This window comes from Vagococcus allomyrinae (assembly GCF_017829975.1).
Lineage (GTDB): Bacteria > Bacillota > Bacilli > Lactobacillales > Vagococcaceae > Vagococcus_D > Vagococcus_D allomyrinae.
Genome location: NZ_JAEEGA010000005.1, coordinates 78,930 through 100,015, shown reverse-complemented (window position 1 = coordinate 100,015; position 21,086 = coordinate 78,930). Strand labels below are relative to the sequence as shown.

General features: G+C 38.6%; 24 protein-coding genes. 21 read left to right on the top strand and 3 right to left on the bottom strand.

Features of this window, described 5'->3' with window-relative positions; genetic code table 11:
- The first annotated feature begins 11 nt into the window (after window positions 1-11).
- From I6N95_RS09050 to I6N95_RS09020, 7 genes are all read left to right on the top strand, one after another.
- Window positions 12-320: an LPXTG cell wall anchor domain-containing protein gene (locus I6N95_RS09050; RefSeq protein ID WP_209526820.1), complete on the top strand. Its 309-nt coding sequence runs from the start codon at window positions 12-14 to the stop codon at window positions 318-320.
- Window positions 310-1,113: a WxL domain-containing protein gene (locus I6N95_RS09045; RefSeq protein WP_209526818.1), complete on the top strand. Its 804-nt coding sequence runs from the start codon at window positions 310-312 to the stop codon at window positions 1,111-1,113. Before I6N95_RS09050 ends, I6N95_RS09045 begins: the two co-directional genes overlap by 11 nt.
- 27 nt (window positions 1,114-1,140) lie before the next feature.
- Window positions 1,141-1,959 carry a WxL domain-containing protein gene (locus I6N95_RS09040; RefSeq protein WP_209526816.1) on the top strand — a complete coding sequence of 273 codons (819 nt, stop codon included), beginning with the start codon at window positions 1,141-1,143 and terminating at the stop codon, window positions 1,957-1,959.
- A 96-nt stretch (window positions 1,960-2,055) separates the two neighbouring features.
- Window positions 2,056-3,153, top strand: coding sequence for a WxLIP family cell surface protein (locus I6N95_RS09035; protein ID WP_209526814.1), 1,098 nt, complete (start codon window positions 2,056-2,058; stop codon window positions 3,151-3,153).
- A gap of 15 nt (window positions 3,154-3,168) precedes the next feature.
- A complete protein-coding gene (locus I6N95_RS09030; protein ID WP_209526813.1) occupies window positions 3,169-3,837 on the top strand; it encodes a hypothetical protein in 669 nt (222 codons plus the stop codon).
- Window positions 3,838-3,846: 9 nt separating this feature from the next.
- Window positions 3,847-4,461: a signal peptidase I gene (gene lepB / locus I6N95_RS09025; RefSeq protein ID WP_209526811.1), complete on the top strand. Its 615-nt coding sequence runs from the start codon at window positions 3,847-3,849 to the stop codon at window positions 4,459-4,461.
- Window positions 4,462-4,491: 30 nt separating this feature from the next.
- Window positions 4,492-5,019 (top strand): hypothetical protein, encoded by a 528-nt coding sequence (locus tag I6N95_RS09020; RefSeq protein WP_209526809.1) that lies wholly within the window; start codon window positions 4,492-4,494, stop codon window positions 5,017-5,019.
- Between the two features lie 111 nt (window positions 5,020-5,130).
- Here the strand turns inward: I6N95_RS09020 and I6N95_RS09015 are convergent, their stop codons facing one another.
- The 3 genes from I6N95_RS09015 to I6N95_RS09005 form a co-directional block, all read right to left on the bottom strand.
- Entirely contained in the window at window positions 5,131-5,340 is a 210-nt protein-coding gene (locus tag I6N95_RS09015; RefSeq protein ID WP_209526808.1) for a hypothetical protein, read from the bottom strand.
- A 4-nt stretch (window positions 5,341-5,344) separates the two neighbouring features.
- The gene (locus tag I6N95_RS09010) at window positions 5,345-5,539 is read right to left on the bottom strand and encodes a hypothetical protein (RefSeq protein WP_209526806.1); all 195 of its coding nucleotides are present in this window, start codon (window positions 5,537-5,539) and stop codon (window positions 5,345-5,347) included.
- A gap of 630 nt (window positions 5,540-6,169) precedes the next feature.
- A complete protein-coding gene (locus I6N95_RS09005) occupies window positions 6,170-6,934 on the bottom strand; it encodes a DeoR/GlpR family DNA-binding transcription regulator (protein WP_209526804.1) in 765 nt (254 codons plus the stop codon).
- A gap of 181 nt (window positions 6,935-7,115) precedes the next feature.
- Here I6N95_RS09005 and I6N95_RS09000 point away from each other — a divergent pair, with 181 nt between their 5' ends.
- The 14 genes from I6N95_RS09000 to I6N95_RS08935 all read left to right on the top strand — a co-directional run bounded on the left by I6N95_RS09000 (window position 7,116) and on the right by I6N95_RS08935 (window position 21,016).
- On the top strand, window positions 7,116-7,505 hold the full coding sequence (locus I6N95_RS09000) for a hypothetical protein (RefSeq protein WP_209526803.1): 390 nt from the start codon (window positions 7,116-7,118) through the stop codon (window positions 7,503-7,505).
- A 24-nt stretch (window positions 7,506-7,529) separates the two neighbouring features.
- Entirely contained in the window at window positions 7,530-10,328 is a 2,799-nt protein-coding gene (locus I6N95_RS08995) for a sigma-54-dependent transcriptional regulator (RefSeq protein ID WP_209526801.1), read from the top strand.
- 165 nt (window positions 10,329-10,493) lie between these two features.
- Window positions 10,494-10,922 carry a mannose/fructose/sorbose PTS transporter subunit IIA gene (locus tag I6N95_RS08990; protein WP_209526798.1) on the top strand — a complete coding sequence of 143 codons (429 nt, stop codon included), beginning with the start codon at window positions 10,494-10,496 and terminating at the stop codon, window positions 10,920-10,922.
- Window positions 10,919-11,410, top strand: coding sequence for a PTS sugar transporter subunit IIB (locus I6N95_RS08985; protein ID WP_209526796.1), 492 nt, complete (start codon window positions 10,919-10,921; stop codon window positions 11,408-11,410). Before I6N95_RS08990 ends, I6N95_RS08985 begins: the two co-directional genes overlap by 4 nt.
- A gap of 19 nt (window positions 11,411-11,429) precedes the next feature.
- A complete protein-coding gene (locus tag I6N95_RS08980) occupies window positions 11,430-12,236 on the top strand; it encodes a PTS mannose/fructose/sorbose transporter subunit IIC (protein WP_209526793.1) in 807 nt (268 codons plus the stop codon).
- Window positions 12,237-12,253: 17 nt separating this feature from the next.
- Window positions 12,254-13,084 (top strand): mannose/fructose/sorbose PTS transporter subunit IID, encoded by an 831-nt coding sequence (locus I6N95_RS08975; protein ID WP_209526792.1) that lies wholly within the window; start codon window positions 12,254-12,256, stop codon window positions 13,082-13,084.
- A 15-nt stretch (window positions 13,085-13,099) separates the two neighbouring features.
- Window positions 13,100-13,735, top strand: a complete 636-nt coding sequence (gene hxlA / locus I6N95_RS08970) for a 3-hexulose-6-phosphate synthase (RefSeq protein WP_209526790.1) — start codon at window positions 13,100-13,102, stop codon at window positions 13,733-13,735.
- Window position 13,736: 1 nt separating this feature from the next.
- A complete protein-coding gene (gene hxlB / locus I6N95_RS08965; RefSeq protein WP_209526788.1) occupies window positions 13,737-14,303 on the top strand; it encodes a 6-phospho-3-hexuloisomerase in 567 nt (188 codons plus the stop codon).
- Window positions 14,304-14,482: 179 nt separating this feature from the next.
- Window positions 14,483-14,803: a PTS sugar transporter subunit IIB gene (locus I6N95_RS08960; protein ID WP_209526786.1), complete on the top strand. Its 321-nt coding sequence runs from the start codon at window positions 14,483-14,485 to the stop codon at window positions 14,801-14,803.
- Entirely contained in the window at window positions 14,803-15,141 is a 339-nt protein-coding gene (locus tag I6N95_RS08955) for a PTS lactose/cellobiose transporter subunit IIA (RefSeq protein WP_209526784.1), read from the top strand. The genes I6N95_RS08960 and I6N95_RS08955 overlap by 1 nt, the downstream gene beginning before the upstream one ends.
- Entirely contained in the window at window positions 15,134-16,378 is a 1,245-nt protein-coding gene (locus I6N95_RS08950; protein WP_209526782.1) for a PTS sugar transporter subunit IIC, read from the top strand. The genes I6N95_RS08955 and I6N95_RS08950 overlap by 8 nt, the downstream gene beginning before the upstream one ends.
- Window positions 16,379-17,830, top strand: coding sequence for a glycoside hydrolase family 1 protein (locus I6N95_RS08945; protein WP_209526779.1), 1,452 nt, complete (start codon window positions 16,379-16,381; stop codon window positions 17,828-17,830).
- A gap of 64 nt (window positions 17,831-17,894) precedes the next feature.
- The gene (locus I6N95_RS08940; protein WP_209526778.1) at window positions 17,895-19,832 is read left to right on the top strand and encodes a BglG family transcription antiterminator; all 1,938 of its coding nucleotides are present in this window, start codon (window positions 17,895-17,897) and stop codon (window positions 19,830-19,832) included.
- Window positions 19,833-20,005: 173 nt separating this feature from the next.
- Window positions 20,006-21,016 (top strand): LacI family DNA-binding transcriptional regulator, encoded by a 1,011-nt coding sequence (locus I6N95_RS08935; protein ID WP_245249327.1) that lies wholly within the window; start codon window positions 20,006-20,008, stop codon window positions 21,014-21,016.
- Window positions 21,017-21,086 lie beyond the last annotated feature (70 nt).

Genomic DNA, 21,086 nt, shown 5'->3' with positions numbered 1-21,086 from the left:
GGGAGGAAACGATGAAAAAACTAAATAAATTCGTTTTAAGTAGTTTATTACTGTTCGCTTTCTCTTTCACCGTAAGTGGATTAGTCACGGCTGCATCTGATGCAGGGGGGAGTGCTTCGGTCAAAGGGAAAATTATCTTTTATGAAGGAGATAGATCACAACCTGAGAAACCGACTGACTCAGTTAAACCACCACTGCACCTTCCACAAGCAGGTGAAAAATCGGAAGGTTATCAGCAGTTAGGATTCTATTTGTTAGTTTTGTTAGGAGGCTTTCTGGTCATTAAAAAGTGTAAAGAGGTGGTAACGGATGACTATTAAGTTATATCGCAGAATGAGCCTAGGTCTTCTCCCCTTTTTATTACTCTTGCCAAAGTATATTGTTCAAGCTGATCAATTGACTGAAGACGGAAGTGTGACGGTTAAAGGGGCAGGAACCACGATACCGATGGATCCTGAGAAACCGGGTGAACCGGTGAACCCAGGTCCGGGCCCCTCAACAGAAGGTAGTTTAAGAATAGATTTTATTTCAAATTTAAATTTCGGACGAGCAGAGATAACCGAAAAAAAAAGACAATTTTTTTCTCAAGCACAGCTTTTTTACAGTGATACGAGTCCAAGAGGCTATTACATTCAAATTACAGATGAAAGACAACGTGCAGATGGGTGGACCCTTCAAGTGAAGCAAGAGTATCAGTTTAGAAATACAGTGATTGCACATAAGAGTGAACAAGAATTAAAGGGATCAGTCTTATCATTTGATAATGGCTGGGCCAATTCTCTTGGAGTAAGTGTCATGAAAGCTCCAATTGTGACTCGAGATACGATTGAATTAAATGCGATTGGTGAATCTTATGAAGTTGCGAAGGCAGAAAATAATACGGGAATGGGGATTTGGACCATTGAGTTTGGTGCCTCTGAGACTAATGATACAAATCAAAAAGTTACAATAAGCCCCTTAAAAGATACGAACAACGAACCTATCCTGGATTCTAATTATCAGAAACAGGCATATAGTAATTCAGCGGTAAGTTTGACAGTGCCAAAAGAAACCCGAATCTTCCCAGTAGAATATGAGACGGAGATAACTTGGACATTGGCCAAGTTGCCTTAATAGATAAAAAAATAGGAGGACTTTTAAATGAAAATTCAACAAGTATTAACAACAGTGGCAATAGCTTCTTTAGGACTAGTATTATTAGCACCGAGTGCTTTAGCAGCAACAGGTGTTGTAGGAGGAGATTTACCATCGGCTGGAACAGTGACGGTTAAGGAAGGTGAAGCAGGCGGTGGAGAAGATAAAAAAGATCCAGAAGATCCAGATAAAGAAGTTGAAACCGATCCAGGAGAAGTGACAGAAAATCCGGATACTGGTTCACTCATTATTCAAGCCGTCTCTAATTTAAGATTTGGCGACATCAAAACAGGTGTAACAGCTCAAACACCTTTTGCTAAACCAACGCTGGTAAAACCAGTTGACGACAGTGGTGTTGCAGGAGCCGCTGTTGAGCGTGGAAACTACATTCAATGGGCAGATATTCGTGGTGGTGAAACAAACTTTGGGTATACGCTATCTGCAGCATTAACACAACAGTTTATCAATGACGCCGATGCTGAGTTAACAGCAAGTACCATCTCATTTAATAACGGCATGATGAACTCCTCGGCTACATATGCCAACTGGGGGAATTTAGATAAAACATCATTCGTTTTGAGTGAAGATGGTGGTTCCCAAAATGTCGTAACGGCAGATAAGGGCACTAAACAAGGTAAGGGTGAATACTTTGTAGAATTTGGTCAATCAGCTGGTTGGGATGCGGCGAATCATCCGAATGCTGCGGGAACGGCTGATACAGCGGCAAGCTCTGTTCAATTAACTGTTCCTAAAGCGACAGCTTCGACGATGGCAGTTGGTGACTATGAAGGAATCGTCACATGGACACTAGCGGCAACGTTATAAACAAATTGATTAAAGGAATTAAAGGATATAGGGCGAGAGATCGCCTATATCCTTTATTAAAATAAGTCATTAAGACGAAGTGAAAGGATTTTTTTTATGAAAAATCGTTCAAAAATAACCATATTTTTATTGGTTTCAATTTTTTTATTTCTACTAATGAGTCAGCGGGTTTTGGCAGATAATGCAGAAGGTAATCCAGCAGGCGCTGTTGGTTTTACATACAGCATAGATTATCCAAATAACCAAATCCAAGAAGCAGGTTATTTTGATTTATTAATGACTGCTGGGCAGAAGCAAACTGTTAAAATGAAGTTATCTAATCCAGCAGCAGCAGAAGTAAAAGTTTTAGTAGGACTAAATGGGGCAAAAACAAATAAAAATGGAGTTGTCGAGTTCGGTGATACGGAGATTAAAAATGATAAATCGCTAAAATTTGCTTTTGAAGATATTGTTAAAGGTCCAGATGAAGTTATTTTGGCTCCTGGGGAGAGCAAGGATTTAGAGCTCGAGATAACCATGCCAAAAACAGAATTTGATGGAGTTATCCTTGGTGGCATCCGGTTAATTCGAGATGATTCGGCGGATCAAAAAGCAGGTGTTTCAGGTGCCCAAATTAAGAATAAATATCAATATATTATAGGTATGACACTCCAAGTCAATCAGCATAAAGTCGTGCCAGCATTAGTGCTAAACAGCGTATACGCCGATCAGTTCAATTACCAAAATACGATCTTTATTAACTTTTCAAATAGTAAAGCGGCAATGTTAAGCGACATGTCAATTGAAGTTCAAATTAGTAAACAAGGTGAAGGACAAGTACTATATGAGACGAAGAAAAATGGAATGCGTCTAGCTCCTAATTCATTTATCGATTTTCCCATCAGCATGCAAGGAGAACGAATGGTTGCAGGGAATTATAGTGCTCATATCTTAGTTCAAGGCTCTGATGATATCAGAGAAGAGTGGACCAAAGACTTTGAGATTACCAAAGAAGAAGCGGATAAGTTTAATACTCGTGATGTCGGTTTAGTAGCAGAAAAAGGAATTAATTGGCTGGTGATTGCTCTAATCGCAGGTGGTGCGATACTTGGTATTGGTCTAATTTATTGGTTGCTTTCCTTTGTAAAAATGAACCAAAAAAATAATAATAAAGTGTCAAAAAAAATCTCTAATCATCGAAAAAAATCAAGATAATGAAAAGAGGGAAACATGGTGGAAGAGCTAGAGCTAGTTTTAATCGGATTACTCACTGCCTTGATCGTGATGGTCTTCTTCTCTTTTTGGTTGTTTTTTCGAAATGTTCAAGTGACAAAAGACATTCAGCGTTTGAACGCTCGATCTACCAATAGCGGTCGTAAAAAGAAAAAAATACGCCAAACAATCGTCAAATTGAAAAGGATAAAGCATTCGAGAGTTAAAAAAATGATTATTTTAATGTCTCTTTCAGTGACCTTAATGGCAAGTTCATATGCTTTAAAAACGCACATCTCTAGAAGCCTGTCAGGAGAGAATGGAGATACTATGGCGCAAGCTTATTATCTGATTAGAAATTTTGAAGAACAGGTAGATTTAGCTGCAACAAAAAGTGAAGAAGAAGAGAAAGTCACCCGTAATATCAATTATTTGGCTACAACCATGGCGAGTTATGGCGTTTATACCGCTAGCTATTTAAATTCTGAAGAAGGGCAGCTCGCATTAAATAAGTATTATGATGCTATTAAGGAACTAGGTATTAATAATGCGACGATGGCGAATGAGTTTTATGGCAATTCAATATTAGCCGAGGAAACACAGGAAGATATTAAGCGCCTTAAAGCCTATGAACAAAAAGTTGTTGACTATTATCAAATTGATACCTCTATTTTAGAAAAAAAGTAGTTGATAATTATGAAAAAAAAAAATCATAAAAAGCGGTACAAACGAGTTTCTAAGCGAAAAAAAAGAGGCGAATACTCTCTTATTAAATCCAAACCAATAAATTTAAGAAGACTGATGGTGGCACTCGTGCTATGGCTATTGATTATGTCTGCTATTTTGTCATTTTTTTTCTCAGTAACACGAATAAGAGGTTACAGTATGATTCCTAATTTTCGTGATAAAGATATTGTATTGCTGAATAAAAATAAGCCTGTTAAACGATTTGATGTTGTTAAAAGCGATGTAGGCAGAGAGCAACTAGCTTTTTTTCGTGTCATCGGCTTACCAGGAGATAAGGTGGAATATAAGAATGATAACTTATTTATTAATGATGAACAAATCGATGAAAAATACCTAGTAGATGCTATTAACGACGCCCATAAAAATGGTGGGATTTATACCGAAGATTTCACTAATCAATGGTTAGGTGATTCCCCTGTAGTTCCCTTAGATAGTTATTTACTTTTAGGTGATAATCGTGAGAACGTTAATGATAGCCGTTTTTATGGTTATATATCTGCGGATCAAATAAAAGGAGTTATTACTTATAGGCTGTTACCATTCAATCGAGGTCAACATTTCTGATGACAAAATAAGCAATTAGGAGGCGATCTTATGAATTATCGAGTCTATTTTAATACTGAACTTGGCGATTCGGAACAAACGCAGCTTTTAGCAATCTTGAAAAAAGAAGGGATTACAAATAAAAAAATTATTAGCATGAGGTCACTTAATAATGACGGAAGTATCAACGATTTACTCCATGCTCTTGATTGTTCAAAAGAGCTTTGGGTGTATAATTATCGATCATTGTCGCTAACTATTTTTGAATTTAGTAAGCTATGTACAGTCTTAGAGAAGAATCAAATCGCCTTACGATTCATAAATGAGAAGGACACTTTTTTAGATGTTTTTCAATTAGTAATAGTACAAGAAAAGGCGGTTGCCTCAAAAAGAGTTAAAGCATCTGCCAGAAAAACCAGAAAAATAAATGGTGCCTGGGGGCGCCCGGCTATAGACTCAGACATCAAAAAAAAGATTTATCACCTGTATCACGTGGAGAAAAAAACAATTCGCGAAGTTGCTAGAGAATGTCAGGTATCTGTTGGGACAGCCTCTAAGTACGTGAATTCGGAAGAGTAATATCAAATAAGATATAAGTTGATTAAGGGTAATTACGAATGATATGTCGTTTGTTTTTAGCAGTATTCTCTACGCTAAGGCAATTGTTCACCCTAAAAAATTCAGTACTGCTTATTCGATAGGGTTTTGTAGCCTTTTGGCAAGGCCGAGTAGATCTTTTAATTCGGGATTGACGTGGTAGCTAACCTGAAAATGATCATGAGCCAAACAGCCTAATGCCAACTCCTCAAATACTTCCCGCTCATAGCCCGAGCCACCATCACTATTGCTGAAAACACTCGTTTCTCTGAGGTCATAATGGTTCTCTAAATAACGCGCCATCTGTTCAATGACTTTTTGACGGCAGAAACTGATAAAATAGTGGGGATAGAAGCTCAATCACCTGAGCCACATGGCAATAGACACTTTTGGTGGCTAACCCCGTGACAGCATTTAAAACCAAGGCGGAGCAGTGCTGGTGTTTGACGACTCCCATTTCTTTGGCTAAAAGGTACAGACCCGTTTTTCCCTTTTGCGACATCCATCTTCTTTTGTAAGTAGTGGCGACTTCTTTGTTTAGCTGTTCAAACGCCAGTCGGCCAGTCGGACGCATTCGCAAAAAAAACGAATGAAAAAGTGATACATGGCTTTTCCTTGTTGAATTGGGGTTGCGGATTCCTTTATCATTCTCTTTATTTCTGTTACAATCATTTCCTTGAAGACCATTCCTCTATCTAATATTGGCTACGAAACCTATTAGTTAGATGACTGGTCTACTTTTGTTTTGAAAAGAAATATGGTTTGGCAAGAAGCCTATTAGTCCAATAAATAGTGAATTTTTTAGTCGAGATGACTGTTGTGAGAGATAAAGTGGAAATGTCAACTAGTTGACACCTTAGTGTTTTGGCTAGTTCAGTTTATTTCTAACGTATAAAAATATGGATAAGCCAAAAGAAACAGTTGTGACCGAATGTCTCAGTCTTTGTTTGCTTCATGATTTTTGTGGGAGAGAGGTATTCCAAACAAGTTCTTCGACTGTACCTTGCTGGTATTCGCTATCGTTATTCTTACGAATTGGAGGCATGACAATCTTGGTGCCAAACGACCTTATGTTTCAGACAATAGTAACAAGGCTTATAATTTTTGAAAAAAATACTTATTGTGGGAGAGGTTACGGATAAAAAAGTTCATCTTTACAATAGATGACTTTAATCCCAGCTTTTTCGTATTTTTCAGCATCTGCTGAGGTAGTGACGATTGAATCCAATATAGAAACAGGGCCAATGACATGATTTGATATAGTGTCTAATTTTTCAGATGTTATTAGTCCAATCGTCTCTGCTGAAACTTCCGCCATATATTTTTTCAGCAAGGACTCTTCGAGTGTAGGGACGGTTAAACCCGTGGCGATATCAATGTTATAAACGCCTTCGATATAGAAATCAGCCCGGATCTTGGAAATTTTTTCTGCAAGCTCAATTCCCATTGTCACCATATATTTTCTATTTAATGTGCCACCAAGCAGAATCAATTCAATATTCTCATGCATCTCTAAAGCGATTGCAATTGGTGGACTATTTGTAATGACCGTTGCTCGAAAATCTTGAGGCAAAGCATTAGCAAAGGCTAAATTCGTGGTTCCTCCATCAATTAATATCACCGAATCTTCATGAACCAATTCGACAGCTTTTTTAGCGAGTAACCTTTTTTCTCTGAGATGACGATTTTTTCTATATTGAAACATCGTCTCTGCGGGACCAATTTGAACTGCCCCACTGTGGACCCTCCGAATCAATTTTTTTTGATCTAATTCCCTTAAATCACGTCTAATGGTATCTTCAGAGACATTTAATCTCGTTGCAAGTTCTTTAGCTAATACTTTCTTTTCATTATTGATCAGCTCTATCAAAAGTTGATGGCGTTCAGTTTTTAACATATTTTCCCCTCCCAAAAGTCTGTACGAATGAACTTAATCATTTCCTTCAGTTACATTATAGCAAATTATTCCACTGATGATATAGGTAGATTTTTGCGTTTACAGGCAAAAAAAAATCTTGTTTAGGCCTGTGGCGGTGTTATAATAGGCATATAAAATTATGAAAGAGAGGTGTTTAATTATGGAGTACAGCATAAGTGAATCGGATTTTATTGCGTATATGCACACGCAAAGGCAAAAAAGCGCAAACGAAAGGGGACTGATATTGATTTCTTTAAACATCAGTAATTTGGTACCGGTTACAAACGTTGCGTTTATCTCAAGAGAATTTCTATTTGCTGCAAAGTATAATGACAAGTCAGGCACTTATTCCAATGGTTTTTTTGTTAATCAGCAAAATATTAAAAGGTACAATCTTCAAAAGGGAATTTTTCAAGATGAACTAATGGTTGAAACAGATGTATTAGTGACAGATCAGGAAGAAATGCAACTTAAAATGAGTTTCCCTAAAATTTCTGTCGTCGGATGGCATAAAAGGAATTTGAAAATGCTTAAATCATTCATTTGTTAGGCTCACAATAGAAAGGAAACAATTATGAAACGAATTGAAAAAATAGTTCAATATTTAACTGATTTCTGGGGGAATAAGTCTACCGAGGATATTCAAAAGGAGTTGGGGAGTAATGCCAAGGAAGTGGCAAAAGCACTAGGGATAGCGCGATCTAATGTGAGTGCAGAATTAAATAAATTAGTGAGAGCAGAACGAGTTGTCAAGGTGAAATCTTATCCGGTTAAATACATCCCTTTAGACGTATTGTTAGCACACCATCTGATTGAGAATGGTGAGATAGGATTTGAGATAGATGATTTAGCCAATTTAGATGCTCAATCCTCCCCCCAAAAAAACGAGGTCAAGTTGAAAAAAGAATCTGAGAAAATCGACCCATTTGAAAAAGTTATCGGTCATCATGAAAGCCTTAAAAAAGCTATTTCCCAAGCCAAGGCCGCTATTTATTATCCTCCTGATGGCCTTCATATGTTGTTGTTGGGACCGACCGGATCCGGGAAAACTTTTTTTGCAAATAAAGTGTTTCAATATGGAAAGTATGCGGGCATCATTGAACCGAATGCCCCATTTATTACCTTCAATTGTGCAGATTATTATCACAACCCGCAATTATTAATGTCTCAATTATTTGGTTATATAGCAGGAGCTTTTACAGGCGCAACTGCTGATAAAGTTGGGTTATTTGAGCAAGCCGATGGTGGTATTTTATTATTAGATGAAGTTCATCGGCTGCCCCCAGAAGGCCAAGAAATGTTGTTTTATTTTTTGGATAATAAAACATTTTCTCGGCTGGGGGAAAGTGAAAAGAAGAGGACGGCTAATGTCCTAATTATTTTTGCCACAACGGAAAACCCATCGTCAGTTTTATTGGGAACATTTTCCAGAAGGATCCCAATGACGATTGAGATTCCTGCTCTATCAAAACGCTCTGTTTCAGAACGAATTGAATTAATGAAATATTTATTCAGAGTTGAAGCGAAACGAATTGAAAAAATATTGATGATTGATATTGATGTCATTAACGTTCTTCTGTCAGCCGCTACTTATGGAAATGTCGGCCAATTAAAATCACAAATTCAATTGGTTTGCGCCCAAGCCTTTGTTAATAATTTAAATTCAAAAGAGCGAATGGCTATTCATATTCAGGACTTACCTAGTGAATTAAGTCAAGATTGGCTATCAAGCCGATCGAGTCTAATTGGCACAAAAAATCTGTCGAGTTATCTGGATGTTACGACCACTATTTTTCCAACAAACAGTGAAGAAGAAAATCCAGAAGAGAGCATGGAGCTTAATATTTATGAGTCTATTGAGAAAAAAGCGAGCGTTTTAGCTGAGGAGGGGATATCTCAAGAGGCAATCTATCAACATATTTTGCAGGACCTTCATTTTCATATTCAAAATGTGGTTGAAAAAAACTCACCCAAGTATTCGTTGCAAAAATTTGTGAATCCTAAGGTGAACAAGATCGTCGAAGTGCTAAAAGTAGCAGCTGAAGGACATCTACAACGGAAATTTGATCGCAGATTCAACTATTATGTAGGGATGCACTTGGATGCTTATTTGCAACGTGGAGAAAAAACAACGATTACATTTTCTGCAAGTCACCAAGAGGTTATTGACTCAAATAAAGAGGAATATGAAGCCGCTCAAATAATTTGTAAACTGTTGAAAGAGCAATACACGATCCAGCTTCCTGAGATAGAAGTTATCTATTATACGATGTTACTTGCGTCGCTTATTTCACTGGAAGAAACTAAAAAAGTGGCTGTGCTAGTCGTGACCCACGGCAATTCAACGGCGACATCTATGGTCGAAGTTGCGACGGAATTACTTGGAAATACCTCCATTGAAGCCATCGATATGCCCCTAACGGTTTCTCCGACTGAAATTGTGACTATTTTGTGTGAAAAAGTTATAGACATTGATAATGGCGAGGGAGTGCTTTTATTAGTTGATATGGGTTCTTTGGCAATGATGGATAAGGAAATAAGGAAACGAACAGGCGTCAAAGTGTTGTCAATTTCCAATGTGACAACATCCGTGGTGCTAGATGTGGCAAGAAAGATCAATTACACCAGTTTTGATCTTCACTCTATTTACACCTCAGTAAAAAAAGATTTTATAACGGCTTTTCAATTGCATGAAGAGTATGGACAGAAAAAGCAAGCGGTTTTATCGATTTGTATGTCAGGAGAAGGGACAGCTAAAAAAATGGCCCAACTGATTCATCACATTGTAGCAAAATGTAGCAATGAGCTGATTGAGGTCATTACTGTTTCCGCACTTGACCTGAAAACAAAGGTTTCAAAAATTACTGACCAATATTCTGTGATTGCTTCGGTGGGAACCAGAGACCCACAGATCGGTCGTCCTTTTATTTCATTAGATGAGTTGATAGAAGGGGAGGGGGAACAACTTCTAAGTTCTCTGATTTCAGGTGAGACGAGGGAAGCAGATCAGAAGAATGGTGGAAGTGTTCTGATCAGAGAGCTGTGCGAAGAAACACTGCGAACGTATTTGGTCTATTTGAATCCACTACATATTACGACCTTATTGCTTGAATGGATCGAGGCGTTGGAGGAAGCAGTAACGAGTAAATTTACAAATCCTAGTATATTAAAAATGGTTGTCCACACTGCTTTTGCTTTTGAAAGAATCATTAAAAAAAATCCCTTAAAATATACTGAAGAGGAAGCCAAGGAACTTACGGCCTATCTGGAAAAAATAGAGAGCACGTTGAAAATAGTTGAAACAAAGATTGATTTGTATCTATCTTTAGATGAAAAAAAATTTATTGCCGAGATATTAAGAGAGATCAGTTGAGGTTGTATCATTTTTACCTAATTGAGCAAAGTGTATTAAGTTAGTTTTAATACACTTTGCTTTTTTTGACTAAAACGTGGACTAATAAGGGGCTTGGGTTAATACAACTGTTTTGGCACGGATATTGCTATTAGGAAGGTAACTGGACAAGGAAGGAGCTGAAATATGTCGTTGATTATTGTAAGTGGACACGGGAGCTTTTCGCTGGGATTATTGGATGCCTTTGAAATGGTCTTTGGCGAAGATCAAAAAGTCAAAGCGATCCCATTTCTGAAAGGAGAGGGGATACCTCAATTACAAACAAAGTTTCAAGAGCAACTAGACTCGTTTCCAGATGAGGAAGTTCTGTTTCTTGTAGATGTCTACGGGGGAACACCCTATAACGCTGCCACACAGTTGATTTATGGGCAAGGGAATTGTGATGTTATAACAGGGGTAAATCTGCCAATGTTATTGGAAGCTGCTACTAAAAAAGAGCAAGGGTTAAAAACGCTAATTGAAGTAACGAAAAGTGTTAGTGAAACTAGTACGAAGATTTTTAGCGAAGAAATGAGTCACATCACATCAATTAATTTGGAGGAAGATGAACTATGATAATCGAATTAGCTCGAATTGATGACCGCTTTATACACGGACAAGTCTTAACAAAATGGGTAAAACTACGCCCAGTAGAACGGATCATTATCGTGTCAGATGCTGTCGCAAATGATGAAATGCGAAAAACACTGGTCTTATCAGTAGCGCCGTCAAATATTAAAGCAAGTGCTGTAAGTGTTGATAAAATGGCCCGTGCTTATAAATCGCCCAAATATGCTAACACCAAAGCCATGCTTTTATTTGAAAATCCTGAAGACATTCTCCGTTTAGTTCAACAAGACGTAGATATTAAGGAAGTTAATATTGGCGGAATGCGGTTTGAAACGGATCGTAAGCAAATTACCAAGGCGGTCAGTGTTAAAGAAACCGATATTAAAGCGTTTGAAGAATTAAGTAAATTGGCTATTAAATTAGAACTGAGACAACTACCAGGGGACCAAAGTGTCGATTTTATGAAAACATTGAAAAGTGAGTTAAAAAAATAAAAAGTGAGGAGTTGTTAAGGTGAGTGTCATACAAATTATCCTATTAATGGTAGTGGCTGCAATTACGGGGATTGGGAGCGTGTTAGACGAGGCCCAAACTCATCGCCCATTAGTTGCTTGTACATTAGTTGGCATAGTTTTAGGCGATGTAACCACTGGTGTTATTCTAGGTGGCACATTGGAAATGATGGCGTTAGGTTGGATGAATGTTGGCTTAGCGATGGCTCCAGATACAGCTATCGCATCAGTCATCTCAACCATTCTAGTTATTACTGCAAACCAAGGCGTTGGAGAAGGAATTGCGATTGCCGTTCCATTAGCTGCTGCGGGTCAAGCTCTGACTATTTTTGTTAGAACGACGACGGTCTTCTTTATTCATCAAGCGGATAATTACGCTGAAAAGGGGAATTATCGTGGAATAGAAATCATGCATTATACTGCAATGGCATTGCAAGCCTTACGGGTGATGATCCCAACGTTAATTATTTGTTTAATCAATGCTCAAGCCGTCCAAAATTTTTTAAATCAAATTCCTAAAGTCATTACCGGAGGCTTACAAATAGGTGGCGGAATTATCGTTGTGGTGGGGTATGCAATGGTTATTAACATGATGGATGTTCCTCATCTGAAACCTTTCTTCTATATCGGCTTCTTATTTGCTGCCTTTACAGAATTTAATTTAGTTGGCTTTGGGGGCTTAGGACTTTGTTTAGCTATTATCTACTTACAGTTAAAATATCGAAATGAAAGTACAGGTGCACAGACGATGACAGCATCAACTGTTGGTCAAATCGAGGCCGATCTCGATGATGATTTAGATTTGTAGAAGAAGGAGGAATGAAGATGGAACAAAAAGGATTAACCAAAAAAGATATCAATAGTATGTTTCTTCGTTCAAACTTGTTGTTAGGATCAATGAACTTTGAACGTGTCCAGGCAATGGGGTATTGCTATATCATGATCCCTGCCATTAAACGATTTTATCCGCCTGGACCAGAAAGAAACGCAGCATTAAAACGACACTTGGAGTGGTTTAACACTCATCCTTGGTTAACTGCTCCTATTTTTGGGGTGACAGCCGCAATGGAAGAAGAACATGCAGTAGCAGGAGAAGAACAAATGCCAGGGGCGTCAATTTCAGCAATGAAAATTGGCTTGATGGGTCCCTTAGCAGGAGTGGGTGATCCGATCTTTTGGGGGACGCTGCGCCCCGTACTAGCAGCATTAGGTGCTTCGTTAGCGCTAACGGGTAGTGTAGGTGGCCCCCTATTGTTTTTTATTGCCATTAATGTCGTACGCATAGCGACTAAATATTTTGGATTAAAAGTTGGTTATGAAAAGGGCAATGAGATTATCAAGGAAATGGCTGGAAATCGTGTTAAAAAACTAACTGAGGGAGCTTCTGTAGTGGGACTATTTGTAATGGGAGCTTTGGTGAGCAAATGGACAACGATTAATATCCCAATTGTGGCGACTAGAATCACGAATGACGATGGACAAGTAGTCACTCAAACCGTTCAAAATATTTTGGATAGTATTATGCCTGGTATGCTTGCCTTGCTTTTGACCTTATTGGTTTCTTGGTTATTGAAGAAAAATATAAGCCCATTATTAATTATTTTTGTTATTTTTGGTCTAGGCATTTTAGGAAAGGCATTCGGATTTTTAGGATAAGGTGGAAGAGGAAAAATGAAATTACAACTAGCAATTGATGAATTGAATTTAGAACAGGCAATGACACAATTGGAAGATTTGGTGGAGTATGTGGACATTGTAGAGGTAGGAACTCCTTTTGTGATTGATGCTGGCCGTGAAGCGGTTCGGCAAATTAAAAAAAAATTCCCAGAACTAGCTGTACTTTGCGATGTCAAAATCATGGATGCTGGTGCATATGAAGCACAATTAGCTTTTGATGCCGGCGCAGAATACGTCACAGTCTTGGGTGTAACGGATGATCTAACGATTAAAGGCTGTGTTGATGAAGCGCGAAAACAAGGTCGGCAAATTATGGTAGATATGATTTGTGTAGAAGACTTGGCGACGCGTGTGCCGATAGTCGAGAGCTTAGGCGTAGATGTGATTGCGGTTCACACTGGCGCTGATCAGCAGGCAGCTGGTCGGACACCGTTGGAAGATCTAATCGAAATAAAGAAATATGTAAAAAATGTCAAAGTAGCTGTGGCCGGGGGCATTAGTAGCCAAACGATTAACGCTTATCTGGCGCTGAATCCGGATATTTTGATTGTCGGCAGTGGTATTTTAAATGCAGCAAACCCAGTAAAAGAAGCTCGGTTGATTGCCAAAGCATTGAAAGGAGGTCGTTAGAATGATTGATGTGAAGACAAACACAGAGATGATTCTGAGAGAGTTAACCATCAACTTGGAAAAAGTTGACGGAGCGCAGTTAGATTTATTTGTGAAAGTCGTCTCAAAAGCACAGAAAATTTTTGTGGCCGGAGCAGGTCGATCTGGCCTAGCGATCCGTGGCTTTGCCAATCGCATGATGCATCTAGGGTTTGATGTCAGTGTGGTAGGTGACCTGACAACGACCAGTGCTCAGGAAGGCGATCTCTTGATTATCGGGTCAGGATCTGGGGAAACCCAAAGTCTCGTGGCGATGGCAGAGAAAGCTAAACAGCATCATGTCATCCTTGCATTGAACACGATTAACCCGGATTCAACGATTGGAAAACTGGCTGATGTGAAATTTGTCTTACCCGGTGCTTCACCAAAAGTGGCGGCTGAAGAATTAGTAGGGCAATCGGTTCAACCAATGGGTTCTTCCTACGAACAATTAAGCTTTTTGGTCTATGATGCCATGATCATGTCGCTGATGGAGTTAGTCAATGAGACAACAGATACCATGTTTCCTCGTCATGCAAATTTAGAATAAGGAGCTTGCCTGAAAAAAATTAAATCCCATTGGTATTAGGAATGCTTAGAGTGAGCATTCCTTTTTTGAGTTTGAGATTGATTTTCCTTTTCCTAGCACTAGGAAAGAGAAATAAATGTATCCACTTTGTCCGGTTGCTATGATAAGAGTGTCAACAAAAAGCTTAAGGAGGAATTTTTATGACGGAAAAAATTTTATTAGTATGTGGTGCAGGTGCTTCATCAGGATTTATGGCAGCGGCGGCTAGAAAAGCCGCCAAGAAAAAAGGGCTTGATTACGAGCTTAAGGCACGCAGTGAGTCAGAGCTTTCTGAGAATTTATCTGAGTATGATTTATTGTTGATTGCCCCCCATTTGAAATACATGTTAGACGAAGTGAAGGAAATAGGCGATGCGGAAGGAATTAAATATGGCTTGATTCCCCAACGGGTCTATGGTGCTTTGGACGGTAACGGCTTAATCGAGTTTGCCCAAAAAATATTGGAAGAGGGTGCTGATTAATGGAGGCCGTGGATAGAGACGCGTTAAACTTACTGTCTATGCAAGTTATTTTACATGCAGGGAATGCTCGGGATTACGTGTTTCAAGCTGTCGGGAAAGCCTCTGATCGGGATTTTAGTGAATCAGAGGATTTAATGAAATTAGCAAGCCAAGAGATTACCCGCGCCCATAAATCTCAAACAGAGACCCTGCAAAAAGAAGCGGAAGGAATAACTATTCCCTATTCCCCATTATTTGGTCATGCTCAAGATACACTAATGACAGTCATGTCTGAAATCAATCTAATGAAGGAAATTATTAAAATTTATCAAAAAATTGGAGGGGAACAAAATGGATAAGTTTATGGCTTGGATGACGGATAGCTTTTCGCCTAAGGTCAACAAGATTGCCAAAAATAGTTGGGTGGCATCCATCCAAGATGCAATTTTAACGTCAATGCCGCTCGTGTTTATCGGCTCTTTTGCCACGATTTTTTCAATTGTACATGATTATTGGCAACAATTTCCAGATCTTTCAATGATTAGTACCTTTTCTTTCGGGTTATTTTCATTGTTTTTGGCTTTTTTAATTCCACAATCAGTGATGAAACATAAAAAGCATCCAGATGTTGAAAAGCAAGCTGGGTTAGCTGGTGTGGCTTTCTTTCTCTTAATCACCTTTCCAAGTATTAGCGATGAAGGAATCATTTCATTTGATTTGAATTTATTTGGGACTGGTGGCATGATTGCTGCGTTGATAGCAGGCTTATTTGTTGGCGTTATCATGCACTTATTCTCTAAATGGAAATTGATTGGTGAAGAATCAGCTATTCCTGATTTTGTGGCAGTTTGGTTCAATACGTTAATTCCTATTACGATTATTTTGCTCATCGGTTGGTTCTTTACTTTCCAAATGAAAATTAACCTTTCTGAAGTAATCAATCGTCTGTTTGAACCACTGATCAACTTAGGTGGTGGTTTCTGGGGATTTCTGATTATCAATTTTTTGGCATTTTCCTTTTTATACACCTTTGGTATTTCAAGTTGGGTGCTTTACCCTGTACAAATTGCCATCACGCTTCCGGCTATTGCTCAGAACCAAAGTGCCGTTGCCGCAGGTGGTTCAGCCTCGTTGATTTACACCAGTGAAGCAGTGAATTTATTTCTTATTGGTGGGGGCGGAGCTACCTTGTCTTTATGTATCATGCTGGCATTTATGGCGAAGTCACCAAGACTACGCATGATTGGGAAAGCATCAATCATTCCGTCGCTTTTTAATATAAATGAACCGATTGTGTTTGGTGCACCAATTGCCTTCAACCCGATTTTAATGGTGCCAATGTGGATTAACGGCATACTTGGCCCACTGATTGTCTGGTTTTCAATGAGCCTTGGGCTTGTGCCAATACCATATCAACCCTTTCAATTGTGGTATGTGCCAACAATCATTCAAAGTTGGATCATGACCCGGTCTTTTACAGGGGTTCTTTTAGTTATTGTAATCTTTGTTGTGTCTTGGCTGGTTTATCTGCCATTCTTCAAAATTTATGATAAGCAGGCATTAGCACAGGATCAAGAATTAATGGAGGAAGAATAAATGAGAACAAACCAATACGCTAACTTTCCAAAAGATTTCTTATGGGGAGGGGCGATTGCAGCTAGTCAAGCAGATGGTGCTTATACGGTCGATGGCAAACAACCAAATTCTTCAGATGTCCAGCCTTACTTGAAGGGATTATCCAATGAAGAAATTCAGTTTTTAGAAAAGCAAGGGATGACAGTGGCAATGGTAAAGGAAGGGTTGGCAGACACCACTCACTTTTATCCCAAACGCCATGGGATTGACTTTTACCACACCTATGAAAGTGACTTGGAGTTATTGGCAGAAATGGGACTTAAAGCCTTCCGAACATCCATTGATTGGTCACGGGTATTTCCCAATGGCGATGAAAATACGCCGAATGAAGCGGCGTTAGCGCATTATGAAAAGATGATTGATAAAATTCGAGCAGTTGGCATGGAGCCAATCATCACGATGCTCCATTATGAAATGCCCATTAATCTAACGCTGACATACGGTGGTTGGACCAATAAAGCCGTAATTTCACTGTTTGAACGATATGGGAAATGTTTATTAGATCGCTTAGGTCACAAAGTCAAGTATTGGATCGTGATTAATCAAATTAATATGATTCAGATAGAACCTTGGCTGTCTTTAGGGATTTGCAAGGATCAATATGAGAATATGGCTCAAGCGGAATATCAAGGTGTGCATAATCAGTTAGTGGCGGTGGCGAAAGTAAGAGCTTACGCAAAAACACTCGATGCTGAGTTGCAGATGGGGACGATGGTAGCGGACGGTACGGTTTATCCGTATTCATGTCGGCCTGATGATGTCGTGTTAGCAATGCAACATAATCGCATGCAATATTTCTTTACAGATGTGCAATTTAGAGGTGAATACCCTAAATTTGCTTGGAATTATTTCAAAGAAAATCAGATTTCATTGGAGGTGACGGAAGATGAACTACAACTGTTGCGTGAAAATACCATGGATTATTTAGCGATTTCCTATTACTTTTCTCAAATGGTGGATGCCACTAAAAATACAAATAAAGCCGACGCCATTACGCCTAACCCATATTTGGAAGCCAATCCTTGGGGCTGGGAAATAGATCCCCAAGGCTTATATAACTCATTATCGCAATACTGGGACCGTTATCAAAAACCCATCCTGATTGCTGAAAATGGCTTTGGCATGTATGATAAAATCGAAGCTGGAAAAATCCAGGATGATTATCGTACTAGCTATTTAGGGGATCATATTGAGCAAGTTGGACGAGCAATTTACGATGGGGCAGAAATCATTGCCTATTGCGCGTGGGGGCCGATTGATATTGTTAGCTGTTCGTCACAACAGATGTCAAAACGTTATGGGTTTATATACGTAGACATTGATGATGAAGGAAATGGGACCAGAAAAAGACTGAAAAAAGAAAGTTTTAATTGGTATAAATCTGTAATTGAATCAGACGGTGCACAGCTTTAGAAATATAGGACAGCGAAATAAAATGTAGTGACGGGCGGACTATTAAGAAAAAGGAGGATGCTTGATGACTAAGAGTGAGGCATTGATGAGTTATTTGCGGAAGCAGGAGAGTGGAAATTTTGTGTCAGCTAAGAAGCTAGCGAATATGTTAGGCGTGACAGATCGAACAATTCGTTCTTACATACGGAAAATAAATGCTGAAGATCCACTGTTAATTGAATCTAGTCGTGAAGGCTATCGAATCAACCTATTCAAGAAAACTCATGAGGTTCCTTCTGAAAATAATTCGCTTAACAATCGGCGTTTTCATGTGCTTCGCAGGTTGTTTAAAAGTAGGGATCGAGGGACTGAATTATTCGATTTAGCAGATTCACTTTATGTCTCAGATGCTACCATTCGGTCAGATTTAGCTGCCCTTAGCTTAATGGCAAAGAAGTATGAGCTCAAGATTTCGCAAACGGCCAGTCGCTTTATTTTAACTGGGACAGAGAAGAAAAAGCGTGATTTGATGGTGGACTTGATTAAGGAGCAAAACACTCAGGGAACGTCATTTAAAGAAGATATCCAGAAATTTCTGGGTGATTTAAACTTAAAAAGCGTAGTGGCAATTTCTCGACAGGCCTTCAAAAAATACGAGTTTTCCCCGAATACTTATTTTTTTCAAAATTTTATTCTTCATCTGGCTTTAGCGATTGATCGGTCCAGGGTGAATGTGGTTGAAGAGGATGGATCAGAAGTAATCTCCAAATTAGCAAGTGGTTTTAAGGAGTCTACCGCAGAGAAAGTAATTGCTTTGATTTGTGACGAGTTGAAGGAGAGGTTTGATTTGAAGTTGCATCATCAGGATCGACTGGAATTGACCGTCTTGTGTTATACCGAAATCAAGGATACTCCTCAGGCTTATGATGACTATATTAGTAACGGATTGGAGGCGATATTAGACAGGGTTTTAGAGGAGCTTTCCAGTGTGTATTTGTTGGATTTTTCAGATGCTCAATTTCGCCAAAAATTGATTTATCATGTACAAAATCTGTACAATCGTGCTCAGGAAAATCGCTCGATTCGTAATTTTAGTTTACTTGATATTAAAATCAAATACCCCATTCTGTTTGATATCGCGGTTTATATGGCCTCCTTACTGTCAGAAAAATTGCAAATTGAGATCAATGAAGATGAGATTTCTTTTCTGGCACTGCACATCGGCACGTTTATCGATAATAAGACAGAGGAGGATAAAAAACTTCAAACCGTTATTGTAACGCCGGCTTATTTACATATGGGAAAGATCATGACCTCAAAACTATTGGAGAATTTTGCCCAAGAAATCAGGATTAGCAGCGTTTATGAGGATTTTTCGCAAATTTCTAACTTAGCGGAAGCAGATCTCATAGTGACAACCTTTGGAGGTAACGAGATTCCTGTTGAGTTTCGCCAGAATGAAGGTGTTGTGATGATTAAAGAATTTGTTACTAATAGTGATGTAAATAAAGTGAGAGTGAAGATAGAGACGATTTATCAAGCTAAATACCGGCAATTTTTATGGCAAACACTTCCTGAGTGGATTTCAGAAGACCTTTATGTGCAATTGACTCAGGATTTAGACCGATCAAAGATTTTAGCGAAGATTATGGACCTGTTTCTAGCGAAGAACTATGTGGAAAGTCAATTTAAGGGGGAGCTGGAGGCAAGAGAAACCTTTTCTTCAACGGCATTTCCCAGTAAAATTGCGATTCCTCATGCGGTTAAGTATGATGCGCTCCAAACCGGCATTATGGTGATTCAATCGACTGGGCAGCTGGATTGGGCTGGTAAAGAAGTTGATTTGGTACTGGCATTAGCTGTGAGAAAAAGTGATTCCCAGGTGTTTAATCGGATTTTCCCAAGAATTATTGAGGTTGTGGCGGAAGCTTATCATGTTGAGTATCTGGCAAGAAGCAACAGCAGAGAGAAGTTTATTGAACGATTGATTGATTTGCTTACGAGTGATGGGTATTACAGTTAGTAAAGAGTGGGGAGTGCTCTGTTGAGCACTCTTTTTTGTGTGCACGTTATGTCAATAAACTGCTCAGTGTTCATGGATTCGTCTCATGTTTAGAAAGGAATATTTTTTTCGCTACAAGATAACTGGTATAATAACCATGTGCAGTTTAAAAGAAATGAAATGGGAGATAAATGATGAAAATTAAACTAAAAGATATAGCTAAATTAGCTAGTGTTTCTGAAACGGCAGTTTCTTTGGTATTAAATGACAAACCAACAAGAATATCCCAAGAAAAACAAGCGGAGATTCGCAGAATTGCCAAAGAAAATAATTATCGCCCCAATTTGGCCGCTAAAAATCTGGCAAGTAAAACAACAGGAACTATTGGTTTGATAATTCCTGATTTGGAAAACCCATTTTTTTCAGGTTTAGCAAAGTCAGTAGAGGATGAGTTACGGAAGCATAACTATTTAACCTTTATTGTTAATTCAGATGACAGCCATAGTAATGAAAAAGAGTTGTTGCAGCTTCTGGTTAATAGTGGAGTTGATGGCATGTTAATGACATTGTCAAATGAGTCGTTTCTTCATAAAGAAGAGATGGTTAGCCTATTAAAAGGATTGAATACACCCTATATTTTGGTTGATCGAACCTATCCCAATTTAAAATGTAATAAGGTTTATTATAATAATCGTTTAGGAGGATATTTAGCGACTAAGTATTTAATAGATTTAGGCCATAAAAATATCGGGTTTATTAAATCACCAGAACAAATTTTTAATGGGAATAATCGTTATTTGGGGTATTTGGATGCCATGAGAGAAGCAGAGTATTCCATTGACGAGCAGTGGTCTGTAGAATCTGATTTTAAATATGATGGTGGTTATCTGTCGAGCGAAGTATTATTAGAACAAGCGGATATAACTGCGATTGTCTGTGCGAATGATTTGATGGCTTTTGGTGTGATGAAAAAAGCAAGAGAGATGAGAATAAAAATTCCAGAGGACATTTCTCTTATCGGGTATGATAATCTTTCTTTTGGAGAAATAATGGATACTCAGTTGACAACTGTTAAACAGGATATGAAGGCGTTAGGTGTAGAGGCTGTGCGAATTTTATTATCAGATATGTCAAGCAAAGGGGATAAAATTCAATCTGAGTTAGAACCAGAATTATTAGTAAAAGACACTGTGCGTAATCTTTAAATTTTTGACCCTTGACAATAATAAATGAAAGTGTTATTCTTTGATAAAGCGCTTTACCAAAGAAGGGAAA